22 protein-coding genes and 1 pseudogene are annotated in these 19,040 nt (G+C 58.5%); 18 read left to right on the forward strand and 5 right to left on the reverse strand.

Translation table 11 applies throughout. The annotated features are described in order from the left end of the window. Positions 1–5: 5 nt before the first annotated feature. The 3 genes from DVJ77_RS13660 to DVJ77_RS13670 form a co-directional block, all read right to left on the reverse strand. Complete coding sequence (locus DVJ77_RS13660) at positions 6–533, reverse strand: TadE/TadG family type IV pilus assembly protein (protein WP_114846045.1); 528 nt, start codon at positions 531–533, stop codon at positions 6–8. After that, positions 530–1,072 carry an A24 family peptidase gene (locus DVJ77_RS13665; RefSeq protein ID WP_162791486.1) on the reverse strand — a complete coding sequence of 181 codons (543 nt, stop codon included), beginning with the start codon at positions 1,070–1,072 and terminating at the stop codon, positions 530–532. The genes DVJ77_RS13660 and DVJ77_RS13665 overlap by 4 nt, the downstream gene beginning before the upstream one ends. A gap of 173 nt (positions 1,073–1,245) precedes the next feature. Then, positions 1,246–1,422 carry a Flp family type IVb pilin gene (locus DVJ77_RS13670; protein WP_114846047.1) on the reverse strand — a complete coding sequence of 59 codons (177 nt, stop codon included), beginning with the start codon at positions 1,420–1,422 and terminating at the stop codon, positions 1,246–1,248. A gap of 697 nt (positions 1,423–2,119) precedes the next feature. On the opposite strand from DVJ77_RS13670, the gene DVJ77_RS13675 reads away from it, so the two are divergent. The 3 genes from DVJ77_RS13675 to DVJ77_RS13685 all read left to right on the forward strand — a co-directional run bounded on the left by DVJ77_RS13675 (position 2,120) and on the right by DVJ77_RS13685 (position 4,412). Beyond that, positions 2,120–3,034 (forward strand): AraC family transcriptional regulator, encoded by a 915-nt coding sequence (locus tag DVJ77_RS13675; protein WP_225427990.1) that lies wholly within the window; start codon positions 2,120–2,122, stop codon positions 3,032–3,034. Between the two features lie 218 nt (positions 3,035–3,252). Continuing rightward, positions 3,253–3,699 carry an RcnB family protein gene (locus tag DVJ77_RS13680; RefSeq protein ID WP_225427991.1) on the forward strand — a complete coding sequence of 149 codons (447 nt, stop codon included), beginning with the start codon at positions 3,253–3,255 and terminating at the stop codon, positions 3,697–3,699. 368 nt (positions 3,700–4,067) lie between these two features. Then, positions 4,068–4,412, forward strand: coding sequence for a hypothetical protein (locus DVJ77_RS13685; RefSeq protein ID WP_114846048.1), 345 nt, complete (start codon positions 4,068–4,070; stop codon positions 4,410–4,412). A gap of 174 nt (positions 4,413–4,586) precedes the next feature. Here the strand turns inward: DVJ77_RS13685 and DVJ77_RS13690 are convergent. Beyond that, a pseudogene (locus tag DVJ77_RS13690) lies at positions 4,587–6,059 on the reverse strand (DNA translocase FtsK); the annotation flags it as partial. Between the two features lie 805 nt (positions 6,060–6,864). Further along, on the reverse strand, positions 6,865–7,362 hold the full coding sequence (locus DVJ77_RS13695; protein ID WP_114846049.1) for a RidA family protein: 498 nt from the start codon (positions 7,360–7,362) through the stop codon (positions 6,865–6,867). 924 nt (positions 7,363–8,286) lie between these two features. On the opposite strand from DVJ77_RS13695, the gene DVJ77_RS13700 reads away from it, so the two are divergent. From DVJ77_RS13700 to DVJ77_RS13775, 15 genes are all read left to right on the forward strand, one after another. Then, complete coding sequence (locus tag DVJ77_RS13700) at positions 8,287–8,772, forward strand: hypothetical protein (protein WP_114846050.1); 486 nt, start codon at positions 8,287–8,289, stop codon at positions 8,770–8,772. Positions 8,773–9,078: 306 nt separating this feature from the next. After that, positions 9,079–9,474: a hypothetical protein gene (locus DVJ77_RS13705; protein WP_114846051.1), complete on the forward strand. Its 396-nt coding sequence runs from the start codon at positions 9,079–9,081 to the stop codon at positions 9,472–9,474. A gap of 5 nt (positions 9,475–9,479) precedes the next feature. After that, on the forward strand, positions 9,480–10,064 hold the full coding sequence (locus DVJ77_RS13710; protein WP_114846052.1) for a hypothetical protein: 585 nt from the start codon (positions 9,480–9,482) through the stop codon (positions 10,062–10,064). Positions 10,065–10,087: 23 nt separating this feature from the next. Further along, positions 10,088–10,894 carry a hypothetical protein gene (locus DVJ77_RS13715; RefSeq protein WP_114846053.1) on the forward strand — a complete coding sequence of 269 codons (807 nt, stop codon included), beginning with the start codon at positions 10,088–10,090 and terminating at the stop codon, positions 10,892–10,894. Positions 10,895–10,905: 11 nt separating this feature from the next. Next, positions 10,906–11,619 (forward strand): Pvc16 family protein, encoded by a 714-nt coding sequence (locus DVJ77_RS13720; protein ID WP_114846120.1) that lies wholly within the window; start codon positions 10,906–10,908, stop codon positions 11,617–11,619. Further along, entirely contained in the window at positions 11,607–12,164 is a 558-nt protein-coding gene (locus tag DVJ77_RS13725; protein ID WP_114846054.1) for a hypothetical protein, read from the forward strand. Before DVJ77_RS13720 ends, DVJ77_RS13725 begins: the two co-directional genes overlap by 13 nt. Before the next feature lie 35 nt (positions 12,165–12,199). Continuing rightward, on the forward strand, positions 12,200–13,810 hold the full coding sequence (locus DVJ77_RS13730) for a phage tail sheath family protein (RefSeq protein ID WP_225427992.1): 1,611 nt from the start codon (positions 12,200–12,202) through the stop codon (positions 13,808–13,810). Positions 13,811–13,824: 14 nt separating this feature from the next. Next, the gene (locus DVJ77_RS13735; protein WP_114846056.1) at positions 13,825–14,271 is read left to right on the forward strand and encodes a phage tail protein; all 447 of its coding nucleotides are present in this window, start codon (positions 13,825–13,827) and stop codon (positions 14,269–14,271) included. 60 nt (positions 14,272–14,331) lie between these two features. Continuing rightward, positions 14,332–14,718, forward strand: a complete 387-nt coding sequence (locus DVJ77_RS13740) for a hypothetical protein (RefSeq protein WP_225427993.1) — start codon at positions 14,332–14,334, stop codon at positions 14,716–14,718. Further along, positions 14,685–14,867: a DUF6760 family protein gene (locus DVJ77_RS13745; protein WP_114846057.1), complete on the forward strand. Its 183-nt coding sequence runs from the start codon at positions 14,685–14,687 to the stop codon at positions 14,865–14,867. Before DVJ77_RS13740 ends, DVJ77_RS13745 begins: the two co-directional genes overlap by 34 nt. A 1-nt stretch (position 14,868) precedes the next feature. Continuing rightward, entirely contained in the window at positions 14,869–15,396 is a 528-nt protein-coding gene (locus DVJ77_RS13750; protein WP_114846058.1) for a phage tail protein, read from the forward strand. Positions 15,397–16,325: 929 nt separating this feature from the next. Then, positions 16,326–16,697 (forward strand): hypothetical protein, encoded by a 372-nt coding sequence (locus DVJ77_RS13760; RefSeq protein WP_162791487.1) that lies wholly within the window; start codon positions 16,326–16,328, stop codon positions 16,695–16,697. Continuing rightward, the gene (locus DVJ77_RS13765; RefSeq protein WP_114846061.1) at positions 16,697–17,341 is read left to right on the forward strand and encodes a CIS tube protein; all 645 of its coding nucleotides are present in this window, start codon (positions 16,697–16,699) and stop codon (positions 17,339–17,341) included. Before DVJ77_RS13760 ends, DVJ77_RS13765 begins: the two co-directional genes overlap by 1 nt. Continuing rightward, complete coding sequence (locus DVJ77_RS13770) at positions 17,338–18,393, forward strand: phage late control D family protein (protein ID WP_225427994.1); 1,056 nt, start codon at positions 17,338–17,340, stop codon at positions 18,391–18,393. Before DVJ77_RS13765 ends, DVJ77_RS13770 begins: the two co-directional genes overlap by 4 nt. Next, entirely contained in the window at positions 18,390–19,022 is a 633-nt protein-coding gene (locus DVJ77_RS13775) for a phage baseplate assembly protein V (RefSeq protein ID WP_114846062.1), read from the forward strand. Before DVJ77_RS13770 ends, DVJ77_RS13775 begins: the two co-directional genes overlap by 4 nt. The last annotated feature ends 18 nt before the right edge of the window (positions 19,023–19,040 follow it).

Here is a 19,040-nt window from a genome sequence, read left to right on the forward strand (position 1 = left end):
GGCCCTCAGTTCCCTACAAGGTCGAGTTGGACAGTGGCCGAACTGCTGAGGGTCTCGTGCAATAGCCAGCCGTAGACCACGGCAGTGCCGGGGATAAAGGGGTGGTTGTCGTAATCGAAGGATGTCTGCACAGTCATGCACTGCAGCGTCGGTGTACTCGGGCAAGCGGTTTCCACGGAGACCGTGATGGGAGCGTAGGTACCGCCTGGCGCCGGCGGGGCAGTGCAATCGGTCGTCTCGCCGGAGAACGTCAGCAGCCATTGCATCGCTCTCTGCGCTGCCTGGCATGCATAGGTCTCGCGCTGGGCCTGGGTGCCGTAATGCAGTGCGGCGCGCGCCCCTTCGGCGGCGGCCAGGGTCAACGATTGTTTGGCCGCGAAAATCAATACGCCGGAAAAAGTGATTAAGAGCAGGGGCAGCATGCCGAACAGGAACACCAGCGCAAACTCGATCGCCGCCACACCGCGTTGCCGGCGCACGCTGCGTGCTAGCGAGCGGACATACGAGCGATGTCGGCGGTTTGCGGTGTTCATGGCTTTGGCCAATACAACAACGCTGGAACGAACGCCGTCATCAACGCACCGATAGCCAGATAGGCGGCATACGGCAATCCCTGTCGCCCCTGGCGGGCCGATGCGATACGTCGCCCCAGCGGCGAGGTCGTCCACCAGGTTGGCGTGCCATCCCCTGCGGTCGTGGCCTGGCGCAGCCAGTAACGCGACATCAGTATCGCCATGGCGTGCATGCCCGCCAGCAGGCTGCCGATGATCCAGATCGGCAGCAATGCTTTGGCGCCGAGCAAAAAGCCCAACGTAGCAAAGAGCTTCACATCGCCGGCGCCCATCCAGCCGAAGGCGTACATCGGCAAAAACACCGCCAGCCCCAGCAACAGGCCGAACAATGCCGGCCACGGTGGGCCGGCATCGCCCCGCACCCAGCTCATTCCCATCCAGCAGGTTCCCAACAGCAGCGCTGCCAACAGGCACACGTTAGGCACTCGCCGCGAATAGAGGTCGCTGGCGATGACGAAGGTGCATAGCAGTACGGCCAGTGCTGGTAAAGGAGCGGGCATCAGTGGATTTCCATCCATAACCCATCAGTTCAAGCACATCGAATTACGGGAGTTGGTAACTCATTTGGATCGATTAAATCGGAATGAGTTATCCCGCCCGAGTCGCTGTGCTATCGGGTTTAGTTAGCGCCTGGAGGCTGAATAAAGGTCGCCAGTTGACCTTCAGTCAGCGGCTATATTCCAGTTTTTGTTGTTATATAAGTGAAGAGGGTAGTGAAAAAGGTTGAAAGCTGCGGCCCGACCGTAACCACAATGATGCCTGCCACGATGGCTGCAAGAATTCCATATTCCAGTGCAGTAATGCCGTCTTCTTCAGTCAGAAACTTGCGAATGGATGTGAACGTATTCATTGCACGCCTCCTTTAAATGAAGCCAAAGCCTCATGAATTACCTTTGCCTACACATCACCTTCACACCTCTATTTCGAAGGAAATAAAGGGCGTGGCGGTTTGATTCAGAGCTTGCGGTGAGCAGGCGCAGGACGCCCGTCCAGGCCAGTGCTGAAGCCGGATCAACTGGTTTCAGTGGATTCCAGTGGTGCTGGAATGTATCGGTGGGATAAGCGCAATGCACAGAAGCGCGGGCTAACGGAGTAGCCTTGCATAAATGCGGCAGCCCGTACTCCGGCCGATGGGCCGTAGTTATTGCGACGTCCATGATGTCCCCCCTGCAACCGGTAGAACGCATTAATTCTGACCGTTGTTAGGCACAAGTCTCACCTTCCACGTGGTGACACAATGCACAAAAACGGCAATACCGTTCAATATTAAAGTGATTTACATCACATTTTCATGTCGCGTATTCTGCTTATACACCTGTTTTGCCGATTATGAGTGTCGGTGAGAGGACGTCTGATATATAAATGTGTTCGCGTGGGGACGTGTAAGCAAAAAAAGTAGTTACGGCCAGTAGGGACCCGTAGACCCTGTTGAAGGGTGTGCGGACTCGTCGCGCAGGGGGGCTTGGCGCATGATGGCAGCCAAAAGTGACGGCACTTTGCGAGCATGTAACCTGATTTCCCTTAGCGGGATGCTCAGGATCTGTGAGATGGAAATGGTGTTGTTGGGCTCCAGTGGCCCAAGGGCTGCCATTGGCTCGCATGCGCTGAACGAGGCGATCTTTTGCAGCGGCGAAATCGATTTCCCCTTCCGCGGGCGCTTTGTATTGCCGGAAGACTGGTGCCTGCTTGGCTATATCCACCACACCCCCGCCGGTAGCTGGTGCCATGGCACATCGCTTGGATCGGGCATGGCCTTCACCATCTTGCCCGAGGGCATCAGTGAATTCATGTTGTGTGCCGGCAGCCAGATCACCGTGATGCTGATTCCGCTGGAGCAACTGCAACGCAAGCTGGTCGAGCTGGTGCCTCATCAGGGCGAAATTCCGACACGGCTGCTGTCGCTGTTCAATTTGTCCGATGAGCCATCGGCGCTGAAGCTGCATACGCAGTTCGAACGGATCCGCCAGCACCTGATCTTCGATCACCTTCCGGCCGAAGTGCCGCCCTTGCTGGACGAAGATGCGAACGCCTTATTGGAAAGCCATCTGCTGGCGGGCTTGTCCGCATCGGCCGAAGACCGGCCGCAATGCTCGCGCGGGCGTCGTACTCATTATTTGATCGTGCAGCGCACCGAGCAATTTATGCGCGCCAATATGCGCCATGACATTTACAACAATGAAATGTGCAATGCGGCCGGGGTGAGCGAACGTGCGCTGCGCTACGCCTTCGAGGATCTGCTGGGCCTTTCGCCGAACCGCTATCTGTCCATGTTGCGGCTGTGCACGGCTTGCCGAAGCCTGAGCATGTCCGACGCCAGCCGGCGATCGGTGAAGTCGGTGGCGCTGAGCTGCGGATTTTGGGATCTGTCCCGTTTCGCCGATCACTATCGGCGCGTGTTCGGCGAGTTGCCCAGGGACACCTTGATGCGGGCGCCGCCTATCGACGCGATGTCGGTTGCCTGACCCGGCGCGCTCCGGGCTATGTCCATATAAATGACGGCCAACGCGGTATCGGCGGTCCCTTCGATCCTGGTTTCTGAATGCCCGAAGCATGTCTTCTCAGGCAACCATTTTTTGGTTGTCGTCATTCAGGTTCGTGCTTCTAGTCTTTTCGTGCAGGCTTGTACTGCCTGCCGCAAAATACGACATGGCTTATTACCTCGAACACCTGGAGATCCGGCATGAAACGCGCCCTCATCGCAATTGCATCGTTGTCGATGCTTGCACTTTCGGTCCCTGCCTTGGCCACTCCACTGCAGGGCTTCTCTTCACCGCAGGACTATGGCCATGACCGCGGCAGAGGCGATGACGATCGCGGCAACGATCATGACCGCGGCCATGGGCACGACAAGGATCGCGGCCACGGCCGGGACGATGATGACCGTCGTGGCGAGGATTACGGCCGGCACGACAACGGTCGGCATCGCGGCTGGGACAAGCACTATGAGCGTGGCGAGCGACTGCCGGAGCAGTACCGGGTCCGCGAGTACTACGTCGACGACTACGCTCGTTACCATCTGCACGAGCCGCGCCGCGGTTATCGTTGGGTTCGCGGCGACAACGATGGCGAGTTCGTGCTGATCGCCATCACCACCGGTGTCATTGTCGAAATACTCAACGGTCGGTAAAAAAAGCTGCCCCTGCGACGAGGCGGCGTTGGTTAAAGTGAGCGTTGGGGCGTAGGTTGGGGTGAGCAAAGCGAACCCCAACGTTGCGCTACGTTGGTATCACCGCGTTCAAACTAACCTACGTAAGCGCATGTGAATCAACGCCGTGCGATGTTGGGTATCACCGCGTTCAAACTAACCTACGTAAGCGCAAGCGAATCAACGTTGCGCTACGTTGGTATCACCGCGTTCAAGCTAACCTACGTAAGCGCAAGCGAACCAACGCCGCGCGACGTTGGGTATCACTGCGTTCAACCCAACCTACGTGAGCAGCGCTGATCTGGCTGCCTTGGCTTGTCCAAACGCAATGACCGGGTCACCGATTTCTCATGAATGACACTTCCCCCATTGGCCCGGCGACGGCTGATCCAAGTACGCTTTTCGAAGGCTTCATGGCTGCTGTCGGCATCAGTGCCGTATTGGTCGTGATCTACGGGTCCGTGCTGGCTGGCGGCCTTATGGCGCACAGCCTCGCGGCGATTTTCTTGTGGCTTCTACCGTTGTTGATTCTTGCGGTGGTGCTCAAGCTACGTGCGCTGGCAAAGCGTGGGCGACAGCGCGCGTTCAATAGTTTTGCCGTCACCATGACCGCTATATGGGTCCCGCTGATCGCCATGTTTGCCTGGATCATGCACGACATCGCCACGCATGGATTAGGCGTCATGCGGTTGTAGGTTGGGGTGAGCAAAGCGAACCCCAACGTGGCGCTACGTAGGGGTTCGCTTCATTCAACCTAACTTATATAAGCGCAAGCGAACCGACGCCGCGCGATGTTGGGTATCACTGCGTGCAACCCAACCTACGTGAGTACAAGCGAACTTTAGCGCCGCGCCTACGCCATTTTGCGATCACATTGCATCGGAGGGGCCGGGCGCTAGTACCTCGCGCACGCCATTGGTGCCCATCGCCGAAACCAGTCCGGCAGCCTCCATGCTCTCGACCAGTCGCGCGGCTCGGTTGTAGCCGATGCGGAACTGTCGTTGCACAAACGAGATCGACGCGCGTCGGCTGCGCAGCACGAAGACGACCGCCTCGTCGTAGAGCGGATCGAGTTCGGCATCGACGGCTTCCTCGCCGAAAAGGTCGGCTGCTTCGGATGGCGGGCCGGCGAGAATTTCCTCGCGGTAATCCGGCGCGCCGTATTGCTTGAGGTGAGCGACGACACGATGCACTTCCTCGTCGGCGACGAAGGCGCCGTGCACGCGCTGGGGGTAGCCGGTGCCCGGCGGCAAGAACAGCATGTCGCCCTGGCCGAGCAGGGATTCCGCGCCCATCTGGTCGAGAATGGTGCGCGAGTCGATTTTCGAGGACACCTGAAAGGCGACGCGGGTGGGAATATTCGCCTTGATAAGGCCGGTGATGACATCGACCGAAGGGCGCTGGGTGGCAAGAATCAAATGAATGCCGGCGGCGCGCGCTTTCTGCGCCAAACGGGCGATCAGTTCTTCGATCTTCTTGCCGGCGACCATCATCAGATCGGCCAGCTCGTCGATCAGCACCACGATCAGCGGCAAGGTGTCGAGCAGCTCAGGCGTTTCGACATGGATGGGGAAGGGATTAAGCAGCGGCGTGCCGGCAGCGCGGGCGTCGCGGATCTTCTGGTTGTAACCGGCGAGGTTGCGTACCCGCAGCTCCGACATCAGCCGATAGCGGTTTTCCATCTCAGCCACGCACCAGTTAAGCGCGTTGGCGGCAAGCTTCATATCGGTGACGACAGGCGCGAGCAGATGCGGAATACCCTCATAGACCGAGAGTTCAAGCATCTTCGGGTCGATCATAATCATCCGTACTTCTTCGGGCGTGGCCCGATATAGCAGCGAGAGAATCATGGCGTTGATCGCCACCGACTTGCCCGATCCGGTAGTGCCGGCGACCAGCATATGCGGCGCACGGGCGAGGTCGGTGACTACCGGCTCGCCAGTAATGTCCTTGCCCATCGCCAATGCCAGCGGGGAGTCGTGGTGACGGTAGGCGTCGGAGCGGAAGATGTCGGCCAGGCCAATCATCTGCCGCCGTTCGTTGGGTAGCTCCAGGCCCATACAGGTCTTGCCGGGAATGGTCTCGACCACGCGAATCGAGGTGCGGCCGAGGCCGCGGGCAAGATCCTTCATCAGCGCGACGATCTGGTTGCCGCGCACGCCGACAGCGGGTTCCACCTCGTAGCGCGTAATGACCGGACCGGCGGACGCGCCGACCACCGACACCGGCACCTTGAACTCGCGCAAGCGCTGTTCGATCAACTCGCCGGTTTCGGCCAGTGATTCGGCCGGTTCCAGGTCGACTATCTCCGACATCGTCGCGAGCAAGTCCAGTGGCGGCAAATCGATCGACTTGCGTCGGGCCGGGGCAGCCACCGGAATCAATGCTGCCGTATGGCTTGGAGTCGCCAGTACCGCAGGTATAACCGGTTCGTCGTCGTTGGACGCGCTGAGCAGTACGGCCGGCATGGCAGCTATCGGCGGCGCGGGTCGTTCCACTCGCGCGGCAGCCGGCGTTGCCGTCGGCAAGGCAGGGGCAGGCGGCGTGCGCTGGGGAAAGGCAATCAGTACGGGATCGGCATCGGTCGGTATGTGAGCTTCGATCGGTTGCGATTGCGATTGCGGCTGCGGTGTTGGCACCGGCGGTGCACGGTCGGTGCTGGCGTCGGACATGCCGCTCAACGCGCGGACGATGCCGGCCGTCGAGGTCGCTGGCGGACGCATCCGGGTGCTCATCGGCGCGTCCCCAGCGGCCGGCAGTTGCCTTGGCGGTGCCGGGCGATGCGATCGCCATGGCTCGGTAGTCATGCTTTCAGCGGCTGTGCGCCTGTCCGCTACGGCTGGGCTGCGTTGAATCGGCTCCGCTGCGCTACGCGCGGCCCTTGCCTTACTTGCATGGGTCCGCCGCGCCTGTGCGGACAAGCGATCCGTTCTGCGCGTATTACGCCCGCGACCGCGTCGGGAGCGTTGCCAATAGGAGAACATGAACCAAAGAGCCGACAGAACAAGCGCGGCGAAAACTAACATATACATGTGTGATTACGAGGCCGGGTCATTCGAGGCAACTGCGAATCTTAACGCATGCGGCTGCCAGCTCCGAATCGGCGGCCAGGGATGCGCTGAATAGGTCAGCGCATCCCTGGAGACATTACGGCCGAACGGCGATCACCTCGATTTCGACACGAAAGCCTGGATTGCCCAGCGCCGCTATCTGGAAGGCCGAGCGTGCCGGCAGGTTGGGTTGTTCCTTGGTGCCGAAGAACTGCGTATAGCCCGCCATGAAACCGGCGAAATCCATGTGCCCGCCGTGGCTCTCGTCGCCCACCAGGAAGACCTGCATCTTTACGACGTCGCGCATGCTCATGTGCATGCTCTTGAGCTGTTTCTCGATGGAGGTCAGCACACCGATGGTTTGTGTCTTGGTGTCGCCGTAGGCAGCGACGGAATCCTTGGCTGCCTTGGGCTCGACTACCGGCGGCACGTTGCCGCTGACATAGACCGTAGCTTTGCCGGCCGGTACTTCCACTGCCGCTGAAATGGGGAAGTCGCTGTCGGGAATTTTGTAACGCACCACGTCCTGCGCGGACGCTCCGAGCGAAGCCGCAAGCAACAGCACGGACATGATGGCGCAGACGATCTTTCGCATGAGCAGATTCCTTGGCTTGTCAGTGGGCGTAAGAGACTTTGAACAGACTCTTGGGGAGCGGCTTTATCGCATCAGCGATGGGCTGGACGCAATCTTCCTCACGTTGATGCGGCTGACTTGTCGTTCGGTGCTACAGGCTTTGGTGGGCCAGTTTTGTTGTGGATCGCGGCGGCGAGGTGGACATCGAGAGCGGATCGTTTATTGGAAGTGGTTTGCGCTGATTGAATCGGAAACATGCATTACCAGATATATATGGAATAGCGGCAATGATTTTCTTTCACGTGAATTTCATCTCAATGGGTATGTAATTAAAGTAATGTCTGCGTAGCAGACGGCGGTAGCTGCGTAAATTATTTCGACGCAATTAATATAATAAAATAGTAAATGGAGTTTATTTATCGACGATGCAACAGGTGACTATCTGAATGACTGGCTGAATGACGGTGGCTGCAAAGAGCAGTAACGTAGTCATTAGATGACGTAATGTAATGAGATTATTTGAAAAATAGTCCATTTATGAAAATGAATGCATAAACCGATTTACATTAGCTCTTGGATAAGCTACGGTACTTTGACAAGAGCGGGCGACGGCAGTGCAAGGGCAGATAGTCCATTAATGATGCGACTATCCCCCTACACTCAGTAAACACATACGTTGCGGCAATATCTTGCCCTTGTACGTCGGAGCATCTACCGGGGGCGGTCGAGGTGCTAAATCCGGCGAGCCATTGACTCGAGCTGCAACAGCCCCGTCACGGTAACGTGATTATGTCGAAATATTTAGTGCTTTTAAGTCTCTTCGTATCAGGCATGCACATGCAATGTGAGGTGTGCCTGGTCGGAAGGTGGGACGTCATGACGCAGTTGATCCAGTTTTTTGGTCGGTAACTTTTCGCAAGTAACCCCAGAGCAGGAGTAACTAACATGAGCAGCACAGAACCCGGCGTAAGTGGCAAAAGCAACTTGGGTAGCCATGCCTCTACTAATCCACAGAACTACAATCAATATATGAATATTGCTTTGCAGATCAGCGGCACCTCGGCAGGGCCGACGATCAACGTTTATCTCAAGTCCAAGACCAGCGGCTCTCCGGTTGCCTGGAGCCTGGGCAATGAAGACGACGAGTCGAGTGGACTTACGCTGTTGGTTAACAGCGGCGGAACGCTGCCGCTTTCTCAAGTCAGCATAACCCCGAGCAATGCCATCTTTACGACCGCCTCCAGCGGTGGTGGCGGCAATACATGGAACTTCGAGTCGCAGTGCTTTCTGGCCGGTGAGAAAAGCCTGCAGCAGTTCGAGCTATATACGGATGCCGATAATAGTACGGCGGTTTCCGTTTCGTTCAATAGCGGCAAATGGCATGTGCTGAATAACTCGCCTAGCTATTTCCCATGGTCGCCGGTTTCATAACGCCTTCGGTTAGAAAAATCAGCTTTTGAGGTGATCGTGTCAACCGATCGACGCGGCCGGAATATCCGGCCGCGTGGAGGCTTATTGCCTGACCAGGCAGGGCGTCGCGTTTGGTTAACCGGGTTGGCCCGGATCGCGCACGGCAGGATGCCAATCATCTCCACGATACAGCCGTGCATCGCCGCAGATGCAGGCACCGCTGCGCACGACCATACCGTGACATCGTGGTATGCCGGCGCGAGGGGGGCCGTACGTCTGCTTTCGTAGTTGCCAGCAAAAACACTTGGGGATACCCAGGAGGATGCCATGCAAGCCGCGCAGAAGTATCAGGTCGCCTTTAAATTCCAGTTTGAGCAAGACATCAGCAATCAAGCGATTCAGATCGATATCGTCGATACCAACAGCTTCCTGATTACCAAGGGTGAAAAGGCGCAGCTCCAGCCCTACCTGGCCAACAGCACGCCACCGTTGATGAGTTTTAGTGTGTCGAGCCAGCAGCTCTTCCTCAATATCAGCAAAGGTGGCGAGGATGAGGGCATGGAAGGCGTTGTTTGGGCGACCTTTACCAATGGGGGCGGCGACCCGACGCTGACCATCAATTTGGCCGCCACCCCCGCGATCAATTCGTCTTATACGGTGATGGGAACTCAGACAAGTGGTGCCTTGAAGGCTGGAAAGAACGTTATTTCGATCGGTTCGTGATCGTCATGGATGATCCAAAGAAACAGTCAGAGAGCAAGGCTTCGCGCAAGTCGCCTGCTCGCTCTGGCGATGCGATGGAAACCGGCACGGACGTACCGGTCGACGAGGCATTGGCTTCCGATGCAGACGATGCATCCACCCTGACGCCTGCCCAACAGAAGCATCTTCGTTCGCATTTGAACGAGGCGGCGCTGGCGAGCCGCATCTTTCAAGCTGACGAGCCGGTGCCTTACCAGCCCGTCAGCATCGTTTTGCAGAATGTACGAGCCAATAGCAAAGTGTTCGTGACCATCCGCGACGATCAGGCTGCCGCATGGAGTGAAGGCGACGGCAAGGGGCTGGTGGGTCTTAGTTTTTCCACGACGCGCGACCAGGCGCTGTATTTGAGCAATTTTCTAATCAATGTGCGGGAATTCTACGTGCAGACGTATAACGACAGCCAAGAGATCCTGGTGCAGCTCTATGTGCGGACGGCTCAGCACGACTTGCGGGGGCGCGTGGATCTACCCCCCGGCGCGATAGCGACACTGCAGTCACGTACCGATCGAACCAGCGTCGTGGGCCTGAGTGCCTTCGCCATCGACTTCTGACCCCACACGAAGGAGCGAGGATCGTGCATCGCACTGTGATTCCCGTCGTACTGCAGTTCAGTAATGTTGCGGCCAACTCCAGCCTCAACTTCACCTTCACTACGCCTGGCGTGAAGTGGTCGTTGGGCAGGCGCATGGGCGACAGTCTGGGATTCTCGTATAACGTGCTGCCGGACGGCGTCTATGGCAGCACCCCGACGCTGCAAAGCGTGTCATTCAATGACGACGTGCTGGCGCTGCGCACGTCGAGTATTGCGCCGTCACTGAGCGACTTCACGTTGACGTTGTTTCTGGATGTCGCCCCCGATACGACGTTCTTGCAAGGTTATTGCACGCTCAATAACGAGGCCGTCATCGAGGCTTATCTGGGCAACGAGCGCCCGGTGCAATGGCGCAACGGGCGTATCAGCGCGGTGATACAAGCACCGATCAGCGATTATCGCAGTGTGCTGTTCACCATCAGCGGGCTCAAACCAAACAAGCAAGTGGACATCGGGGTCGCTACCGATCCGCGGCAGGGCAAGGTGGTCTGGGCGCTTGGGCCGAGGTCGGGCGAATCACTCGGTGTTTCATTGAGCAGCACCAATGGCGGCAGCATTCCGCTATCCCTGCTGTCCTACACCAATAATCAAATCCTGATGCAGACCGGTGCGGCCGAAGGATCCAGCGCGACGGATGTCGTCATGCTGGCCTATGTGTCATGGCAACCCGAAGATCTGCCTTTCATCTATTTGAAGGTGGCCGGCGATCCCGACATTTCGGTGTATGCGCAAGTGGGAACGCGTCAGCCGCAGTGGGTGAGTCCCGCCTATACGTTATTTACCCTGTAGCAGGGATGCCGATGCCGACGACTTCCACTTCATCAGCGCTTTCCGGCCAAGGCGACGATGAGCCGGCGGCTAAAAAACCGGCTGACTACGACAGCAGCCAGGTCATCCGTTGGGTAAGCGAGTCGCTGCGCAAGCTGGTGCGCGAACATATTCCACTGCTGTCGGCGGAATCGGCCGTGGTGTTCGAGTCGCCGGCCGAGATCGAAGCGGTCGGCGAAAACAAGCTGTCGCTGTATCTGTATCAAATCGAACACAACGTGTGGCTGCGCAATCTGCCGCCGACCTTGAGTCATCGCCAGCCGGTGTCCGCCGGGCCAAATACGCTGCAGGTGACACCCGCGCCGCTGGTCGTCGATCTCGTCTACATGATGGTGCCTTATGCCAAGTCGGCGGAATTGGAGCTGGTGCTTGCGGATGAATTGCTGCGCTTGTTTCACGACGTTGCGGCGCTGGAAGGCCCTTTGCTGCATCCAGGCCTGCAACAGACCGGCAATCAATGTATCGACATCGTGCCGCGCGACAGCTCCATCGAGGCATTGCGCGAACTATGGGCGGGCTTCGGTGGCAAGCCCTATAAGCTGACCAAGCTCTACCTGCTCTCTCCGGTGCGCATTCCTTCGGGTCGGCCGTTCGACACCGATATGGTTACCCAGACCGAGCTGTCCATCGTCAATACCCGACCGTTGCCGGAGAACTTCAACCCGGAGACGCCATGCACCACCTGAGTGTCGTGATCGAGCTGGTGGATCGTCACCGAGATCAGCCGGCGCTGGGAGCGGCACCGCGTTTTCGGTTGAATGGCCTGCCGGTAAAACCTTTGGCAAAACCGCAGGCGCGCTATGCGTTGCTGGATCTCGCGCCCGGCCATTACCTGCTCGATGTGTGGACGGCGGCATTCAAGCCTTATCAGCTCGACTTCAGCGTGCACGATAAGGCCGAGTTGTCCGAACGGTGCTTGCAGTGCGCGCTGGAGCCCGGACCGTGCTATGAGTATCCGGCGCATTCGACTTTGATTCGCGGCCGGTTGGGATCGGCCGTGCGGGGCGAGGTGACCATCAGCGCCGATTACTGCTCGGTACGCGGGCGGCCGCGCCGTGTACAGACGCGTTGCGCACGCGATCAGCCTTACACGCTGGCATTGCCGGGCAAGCTGGCCAGCCCGACCCAAGTCACCTTGCGCTTCGAGGTCGCCGGGCGTATCCGCCAAGAGCGCTTGATCGCGGTGACCTCCGGGCGCGTGCAGCAAGTCGCTGGGGTATTCGAGGTTTAGTGATCGATTGAATCAACATCGCGAGGAAGAGGATAGTGGCCAATTATCTGCACCCCGGTATCTATATCGAAGAAATACCGGGCACCCGTAGCATCCAGGGTGCCTCCACCTCGGTCGCTGCCTTCGTTGGTGTGGTCGAGAACGGGCCACCCGATACGCCCACGCTCATCACCAGTTGGAACGCCTTCACCCGCCAGTTCGGCAGTCTCATCTGGTATGGCTTTACCTCATGGGCGGTGTATGAGTTCTTCCAGGAGGGCGGCACTAGCTGCTATGTGGTGCGGGTTAAAGACGCCGGCACCGGCAAAGCCGCCACCGCTTCGGTTGGCAGCAGTAAGTTCAAAGCTGCCAGCCTGGGGATCTGGGGCAACAGCCTGCAGGTCTGCATCAGCAACAATACGGTCGTCACCAATAGCGGCGGCGGCGCGCCGCCTCCGACACCGGTATTCAACCTGCAGGTCGTCGTGGATGCCGGGGTGATCGACGGCACCGGCGGTGGAACGCCGAATCTTCCCACCCAGTTGCTGACCGCCTACGTACGGCAGAACGGCATCACCAGCACGCTCATCAACAATAAGAACTATTACGTACTTGAGGCATTCAACGGCTTCACCGACGCCGGATTAACTTTTACGCAGCGCATCAATACGCAGTCGATGTTTATTCGCGTCGCCAGCAGTGACGGCAAGCGCCCACCGAACACCCAGACACCGACGACCCTTTCCGGCGGCGCAGCGGCCAACTGGGATCTCGGTAGCGGCCTGAACACGCTCAAGACGGTGCAGGCATTAAGCCTGCTGGCAATGCCGGACACGGTGACCATTACCGATAGCAACGGCAACACCGATGCGGTGAAACAGGGCCAGGCGATCAATCAGGGATTGCTGCTGTGTCAGGATCTGGCAAGTCTGTTCTATGCCGCCGATCCGCCGTACAACCAGAACGTGCAGGAAATTATCGCCTTCAAGACCGGCACGCTGACCGGAAGCCAGGCGATCAACTCCAGCTACGGTGCGCTTTATTATCCGTGGGCGTGGATTTTTAATCCGCTCAGCAATAGCAATGTGCCGATTCCACCCTCGGGGCCTTCGTTGGGCCGCTACGCCTACACCGATGGTTCCATCGGAGTGTGGAAGTCGCCGGCGGGCGTCAACGATGGCGCTATGCGCACGGTAGTGGCGTTGATGGCCCAGCTTACCGATGCCGATCAAGACAGCTTGAACCCCAATGGCATCAACACGCTGCGTAACCTGATTAATTACGGCAACGTCATCTATGGCGCACGTACCGTATCGCAGGACACGCAGTGGACCTATGTCAGCGTGCGACGGCTTTTCATCTTTGTCGAGCAAAGCCTGAAGAACAGTTTGCAATGGGTTGTATTCGAGCCCAACGACCAGGCGCTGTGGTCGGCGGTGACACGGGATGTCGATGCCTTTCTCACGACGTTGTGGAATCAGGGCGCGTTGTTCGGCGCCACTCCGCAAGAAGCCTTCTTCGTTACTTGCGACGCATCGAACAACCCGCCAGAGACGCGTATGCTGGGTCAGCTCTATATCGACATCGGCCTGGCGCCGGTCTATCCGGCTGAATTCGTCATCATCCGTATTACGCAGAAGACCGCTGGCCCGGATTCGGGCAGCTAAGCTGGAGTTGACATATGGCCACCCAACTGACCGACCCCTACCGCGGCTTCCGCTTTCGCGTCGAGATCGCCGGCATCCAGATCGCCGCGTTTTCGGAAGCCAGCGTGCCCGATATCACTGTCGACACGGTCGATTATCGCGAAGGCACCGATCCGATCTACAAGCGCCCGCTGTCGGGGCTGACCACTTACGGCCGGCTCAGCCTCAAGAAAGGGCTGACCGACAGCATGGACCTGTACAACTGGCAGCAGCAGGTTTCGCAACTGGGCTCAGGCAGTCCGAGTGCGCAAAAAAATATCTCGCTGGTACTGATGGGGGCCGACAGTACCGAGAAGGTGCGTTGGAACATCATCAATGCATGGCCGGTGAAATATGAAACCAGCGGACTCAATGCCAGCAGCAGCGATGTGCTGGTGGAGACACTGGAGCTGGCGATGGATTACATGAACCGCATCAAATGATGTCCACCCGTGATGCTTACGATTTCTTGTTGACGATTTTTGCAGACCGAGGGCAACACCATGAGCGTGATAAGTACGGAAGTCGAATTCACCCTGCCGATCGGCTACCGCGATAGCGACGGCACGCTGCATCGCCAGGGCGTGATGCGGCTCGCCACGGCCGGCGACGAAATTCTGCCGTTGAAAGATCACCGCGTGCAGGCCAATCCGAGCTACCTGGCCATCATCGTGCTCTCGCGCGTGGTGGTGAAGCTGGGCACGCTGGAGATGATAAACACCAAGGTCATCGAAGAGCTGTTCTCTGCCGATTTCAATGCGCTGCAGCAGCTCTACAACCGCATCAACCAGGTGGATGACGCCGGCACGGCAGCCCTCGCCGAGGAGCTGGGCGGCCCTTTGGGAAAGTCGGAGGTGTGGCCGCATCCGATCAACTTTACGCAGAGATAGCCTTCGTCGCCTACCACTTTCACTGGTCGCTCGACGAGGTGCTGGCGTTGGAACACCGCGAACGCCGCCGTTTCTGCGAACACATCAGCCGCATCAACAAAACAATGAGCGCCGACGAAGCACGCCGCAGCCTCGACCTGGAGGGATGACATGGCACTGGGCATCAACGCTGCCGCCGCCGCGGTGCAGCGCATGGGTAAACATCTCAATCCCTTCAAGGCCTACAACTTTTTCGTTGAAGTGGAGGGCATTCTGGTCGGCGGCTTTACCTCGGTAAGCGGATTGGAATCGAAGATGGAGGTGCGCACGGTGCGCGAAGGCGGGGTGAACGACAAGGAGTACAAGCTTGGCGGGCAGGTGAGCTATAGCGACATCACGCTGGAGTCGGGTATCACTGCGCTCGACCCCGTATGGCTGTGGTTCCAGTCCACCTTGCAGGGCAAGATCAAACGCAAGAACGGCTCGATTTACTTGCTTAATGATCTTGGCATCCCTTACGTCTGGTATGACTTCTACAACGCCTATCCGATCGAATGGCAGGGTCCCAGTCTCGACGCCAGCCAGACGTTGGTCGCCACGCAGCGTTTTGTACTGGCGCATGAAGGCATCAAGAAGAGCCAGGCGGCAACCGCCTACGCGGCGGCCGCAGGCGTAGCCAGCGCAACGGCAGGCATCTAGTGCCACGCGCCCCCGCCATACGATTTACGCGGCAACGCATTGCCAGGCGTGCCGCGCATGGCGGGTTCGCACGCCGTATGCGATTCATGACGCACCATGCGTTGTCGGGCATGGCGGGCGATCAGGTCGAACTGTATTACCTGAAGCTGGCGGTGCGCCCCGTGCAGATACAGTATCGGCTGGTCTGGCGTGGCCGCGTATCGTTGCCGACATTGACTCGCACCGTGCGCCTTGCCCAATCATCGCCACATGCGGCGGCGGCGCTTAGGTATGTGATCTTGCCTGCAAGCGGGTCTGCACGTAGCGATGCTCGGCGCTTGATGCGGGTGATGAAAGCGGCGCGGTTTTCATCCATGGATATGCGTCACGCCACCGGGCCGGCGAGGTGGCAGGCCGGGCGTATAACAGCCCCTTTCTTGAATGTTGCCTTGAATGCCGCAGCATGGAGCAGGCGCGCGTTGCCACTGACGATACCTGGCCGTCATGCCATGCACGTGGTGCCCGTCGGACCCTCGTCTTATCGACAGAGTATTTACCCGCCGCTCGCACGGGAGTTGCGAACGGTATCGAGCCGGAGGGCAAAAAGCACGGATATAAAAGCATCGCTGCATGCTTCTGCGCGATCGGCTTTCGCTAAGCGCCACCTTGCATCGCGGTTATGGCCTGCAAGAGCTGTGCAAACGGGTCCGCATGCCACGGCTGGTTTCCCCGAACTTGCCAACTTGGCTTCGTCACCGGGCATACGTGCCGATGTCCGATGGGCCGATGTCCGAGGGCCTGAGGCAATGCGATTCATCGCAGTGAACGTCGAAAGACCTGCGCGTGATTTCCCATCGCGTGTGGCAAGCCGGGCTTGGGCGGGTAGCAAGTCTTCGACATCGCGACGGATGCTTCCAGCGCCCTTATTATTTTTCGCGACGCATAAGGGCGTGCGGTTCAACCCGAACGGGATATCGCACGGGTCTCCAGCGGGCCCGGCTATAGGCGATAAACCTTTTCTGGAATCCGGTTCATACGCCGAGTTGTCGCCGACGCTGCAAAGCTATGCCACGCCAAAGACCGCCACGCTCGGCTATCGCAAAGCGCCGACGCGGTCAGGCATCCATCTCGACAAGCAGATACAGCGCATCGAGCAACGCATCACCCGCAGAATCGTCCATGAAATCGCCCAGGCCAGTCCATCGCGCGAGCAGGTGGAGAAAGCAATGCTGACACCGCGCCTGGTGCATGCGCTGGCTGAGAAAGTGGTCGGCATCATGGCGCAGCGCTCCGGCCTCGAACGTTATCGGCGGGGGCTGTAATGCTCGAAAAAGCCAAGATCATCGTGCAGCCCACGGCAGAGACCATCCCGGTGATGTACAACCCCACCGAGCTGTCGCTCAACAAGTCGGTGGTGGTGCAAGGCGAGGGGTCGAACATCCAGTTTCAGCGGGTCAACGACGACGACCTGGTAGTCAATCTGTTTTTCGATACCTACGACAGCAAGACCGATGTGCGGCGCTACACCGACAAAATCGCGGCGCTGACCCAGCCCACGGTAGGTACCGGTGTACGCAAGGAGCCGCCGACCGTGGTGTTCGCCTGGGCCGGTGCTTTGTTCACCGGCCTGATCGTGCGGCTGGAACAGAAATTCACGCTGTTTCTTGAATCAGGTGTGCCAGTGCGCGCCGAACTGGGCGTCACTTTCAAATCGGTACTGACCACGCAACAGGATCTTGCCGCGCGCGGTTATTACAACTGCCGGCAGTTCTGGACCGTGGCCGAGAACGACCGGCTATACCTGGTCGCGCACAAGACCTTGGGCGATGCATCGTTATGGCGGCTGATCGCCGACGCCAACAATATCTACGACCCGCTCAATTTTCCGACACCGGCCGATATCGGCAAGACGCTGGTGATTATCGACGTGCATGGCGAGTCGTACTCGCCGCCTGCGAGGGTATGAGCATGCCCGGACCGGTGACCGAAACAGGTGCCTTCAGACTGCTGCTCAACCGCAACCCGTTGCCGTTGTCGATGCTGGCTGCCGTGCATTCGGTGGAGGTTTCCAACGAGATCAATGTGCCCGGCATGTTCAGTTTCAAATTCAATATGCTGTCGCAGCAGGGCAACTGGCAGGGCGCCGATCTGGACGTCTTCAAGCCTGGCGACCAGATCAGCATTCAGATGGGCCTGGGGCAGACTGAGTCGCTAATCACGGGGCAGATTTTTTCCATCGACCCCAACTTCGATGCTTACTCGGTGGCGACCATCAGCGGCTTCGACACCATGGCCAACCTGCGTTTCGGCAATCACACCAAGGTATTCAAGGGACGCAACGAAAACCAGATCGCCGCGGAAGTAGCCGAGTCATCGAAGGTGCGCATCAGTACCCCTGGCGCACCGGTGTCTCTCAATGCCTGCGTCTGGCAACGCCAACAGACCAATTACCATTTTCTATTGAGTCGTTGCGAGCTGATTAATTATGAGCTGGTCGTCGACGACACCACGCTGGTGTTCCGGCCCAGCGCCGAAGGCTTGAGCCCGGTGAAGTCGTTGGGTTTTCCACGCGACGTAAAGCGCGTGAGCCTGCAGTTGCGCGTGCCCACCGAGGGCAGCGAGGTGCAGATGCTCGGTTTCGATCCCGCGATCAACAAGGTAATCAGCGCACAGAGCAATCCCAATACAGTGCGCGCACGCATGGGCGGCAGCGAATCGGGTTACGACTTTATCGATGCTTTCCCCACCGCGGCGATCACGATTACCGATCCAACCATTACCAAAGTAGAGGCCTTGCAAGCTCGCGCCAACGCCGAGTTCATGCAAAACATCAATCGCTTTATCGAAGGCGAACTGGAGCTGGAGGGTGATCCGGCCTTGGTTGCCGGGGTCAATATTCGCCTGACCGGCCTCAGCCAGCGCTTCGACGGCATTTACTACGTCAAGTCGAGCAAGCACAGCTACGACGACAGCACCGGTTACCACACCACGCTGCAACTCAGGAGAACCGGCGCATGACCCCGGATTTCGCGATACCCAAGGCGTTTCCCGGACAGCAGCTCGCTGGCGTAACACTGGCGCAGGTCAAGCAGACCAATGACCCGGATGGGCTGGGCCGTATCACGGTGAACTTTCAGGTCGCCGGCGCATTGATCGAATCGGATTGGCTGCAGGTAATGAGCTTCTACGGGGGGCCGGGCTACGGTGCTTTTTTCCTGCCGAGCGAAGGCCAATCCGTTCTGGTGGCTTTTGCCGGCGGCAATATCAATCAGCCTTTCGTGCTCGGCGTGCTTTGGAACGGTGGAATCAAGCCGCCGGTGGATGGCGTCGAGCGTCAACAAGATGTGCGCGTTATCAAGACCCGCCAGGGCAAGCAATTGATCTTCGACGATAGCAAGGAAGGGCAACTTACCTTGATCGACGAGCAGCAGAACAAGGTACAGATCGATACGGTCAACAAACGCATCGTGGTGGAGAGCAAGGGCGATGTCAGCATCACCGCCGCCAATGTGCTTACGTTGAAAGCCAATCAAGTAGTGATCCAGAACACCGCCGGCACGGTCAAGCTGGATTTGACGGCGGCCAGCCTGCAAGCGAACGGCGGGCAAAGCATGAAACTCAGCGCGACCATGATCGAAATCAATTGACGGGACGGGGGAGCCGCA

This window comes from Dyella tabacisoli (assembly GCF_003350925.1).
Lineage (GTDB): Bacteria > Pseudomonadota > Gammaproteobacteria > Xanthomonadales > Rhodanobacteraceae > Dyella_C > Dyella_C tabacisoli.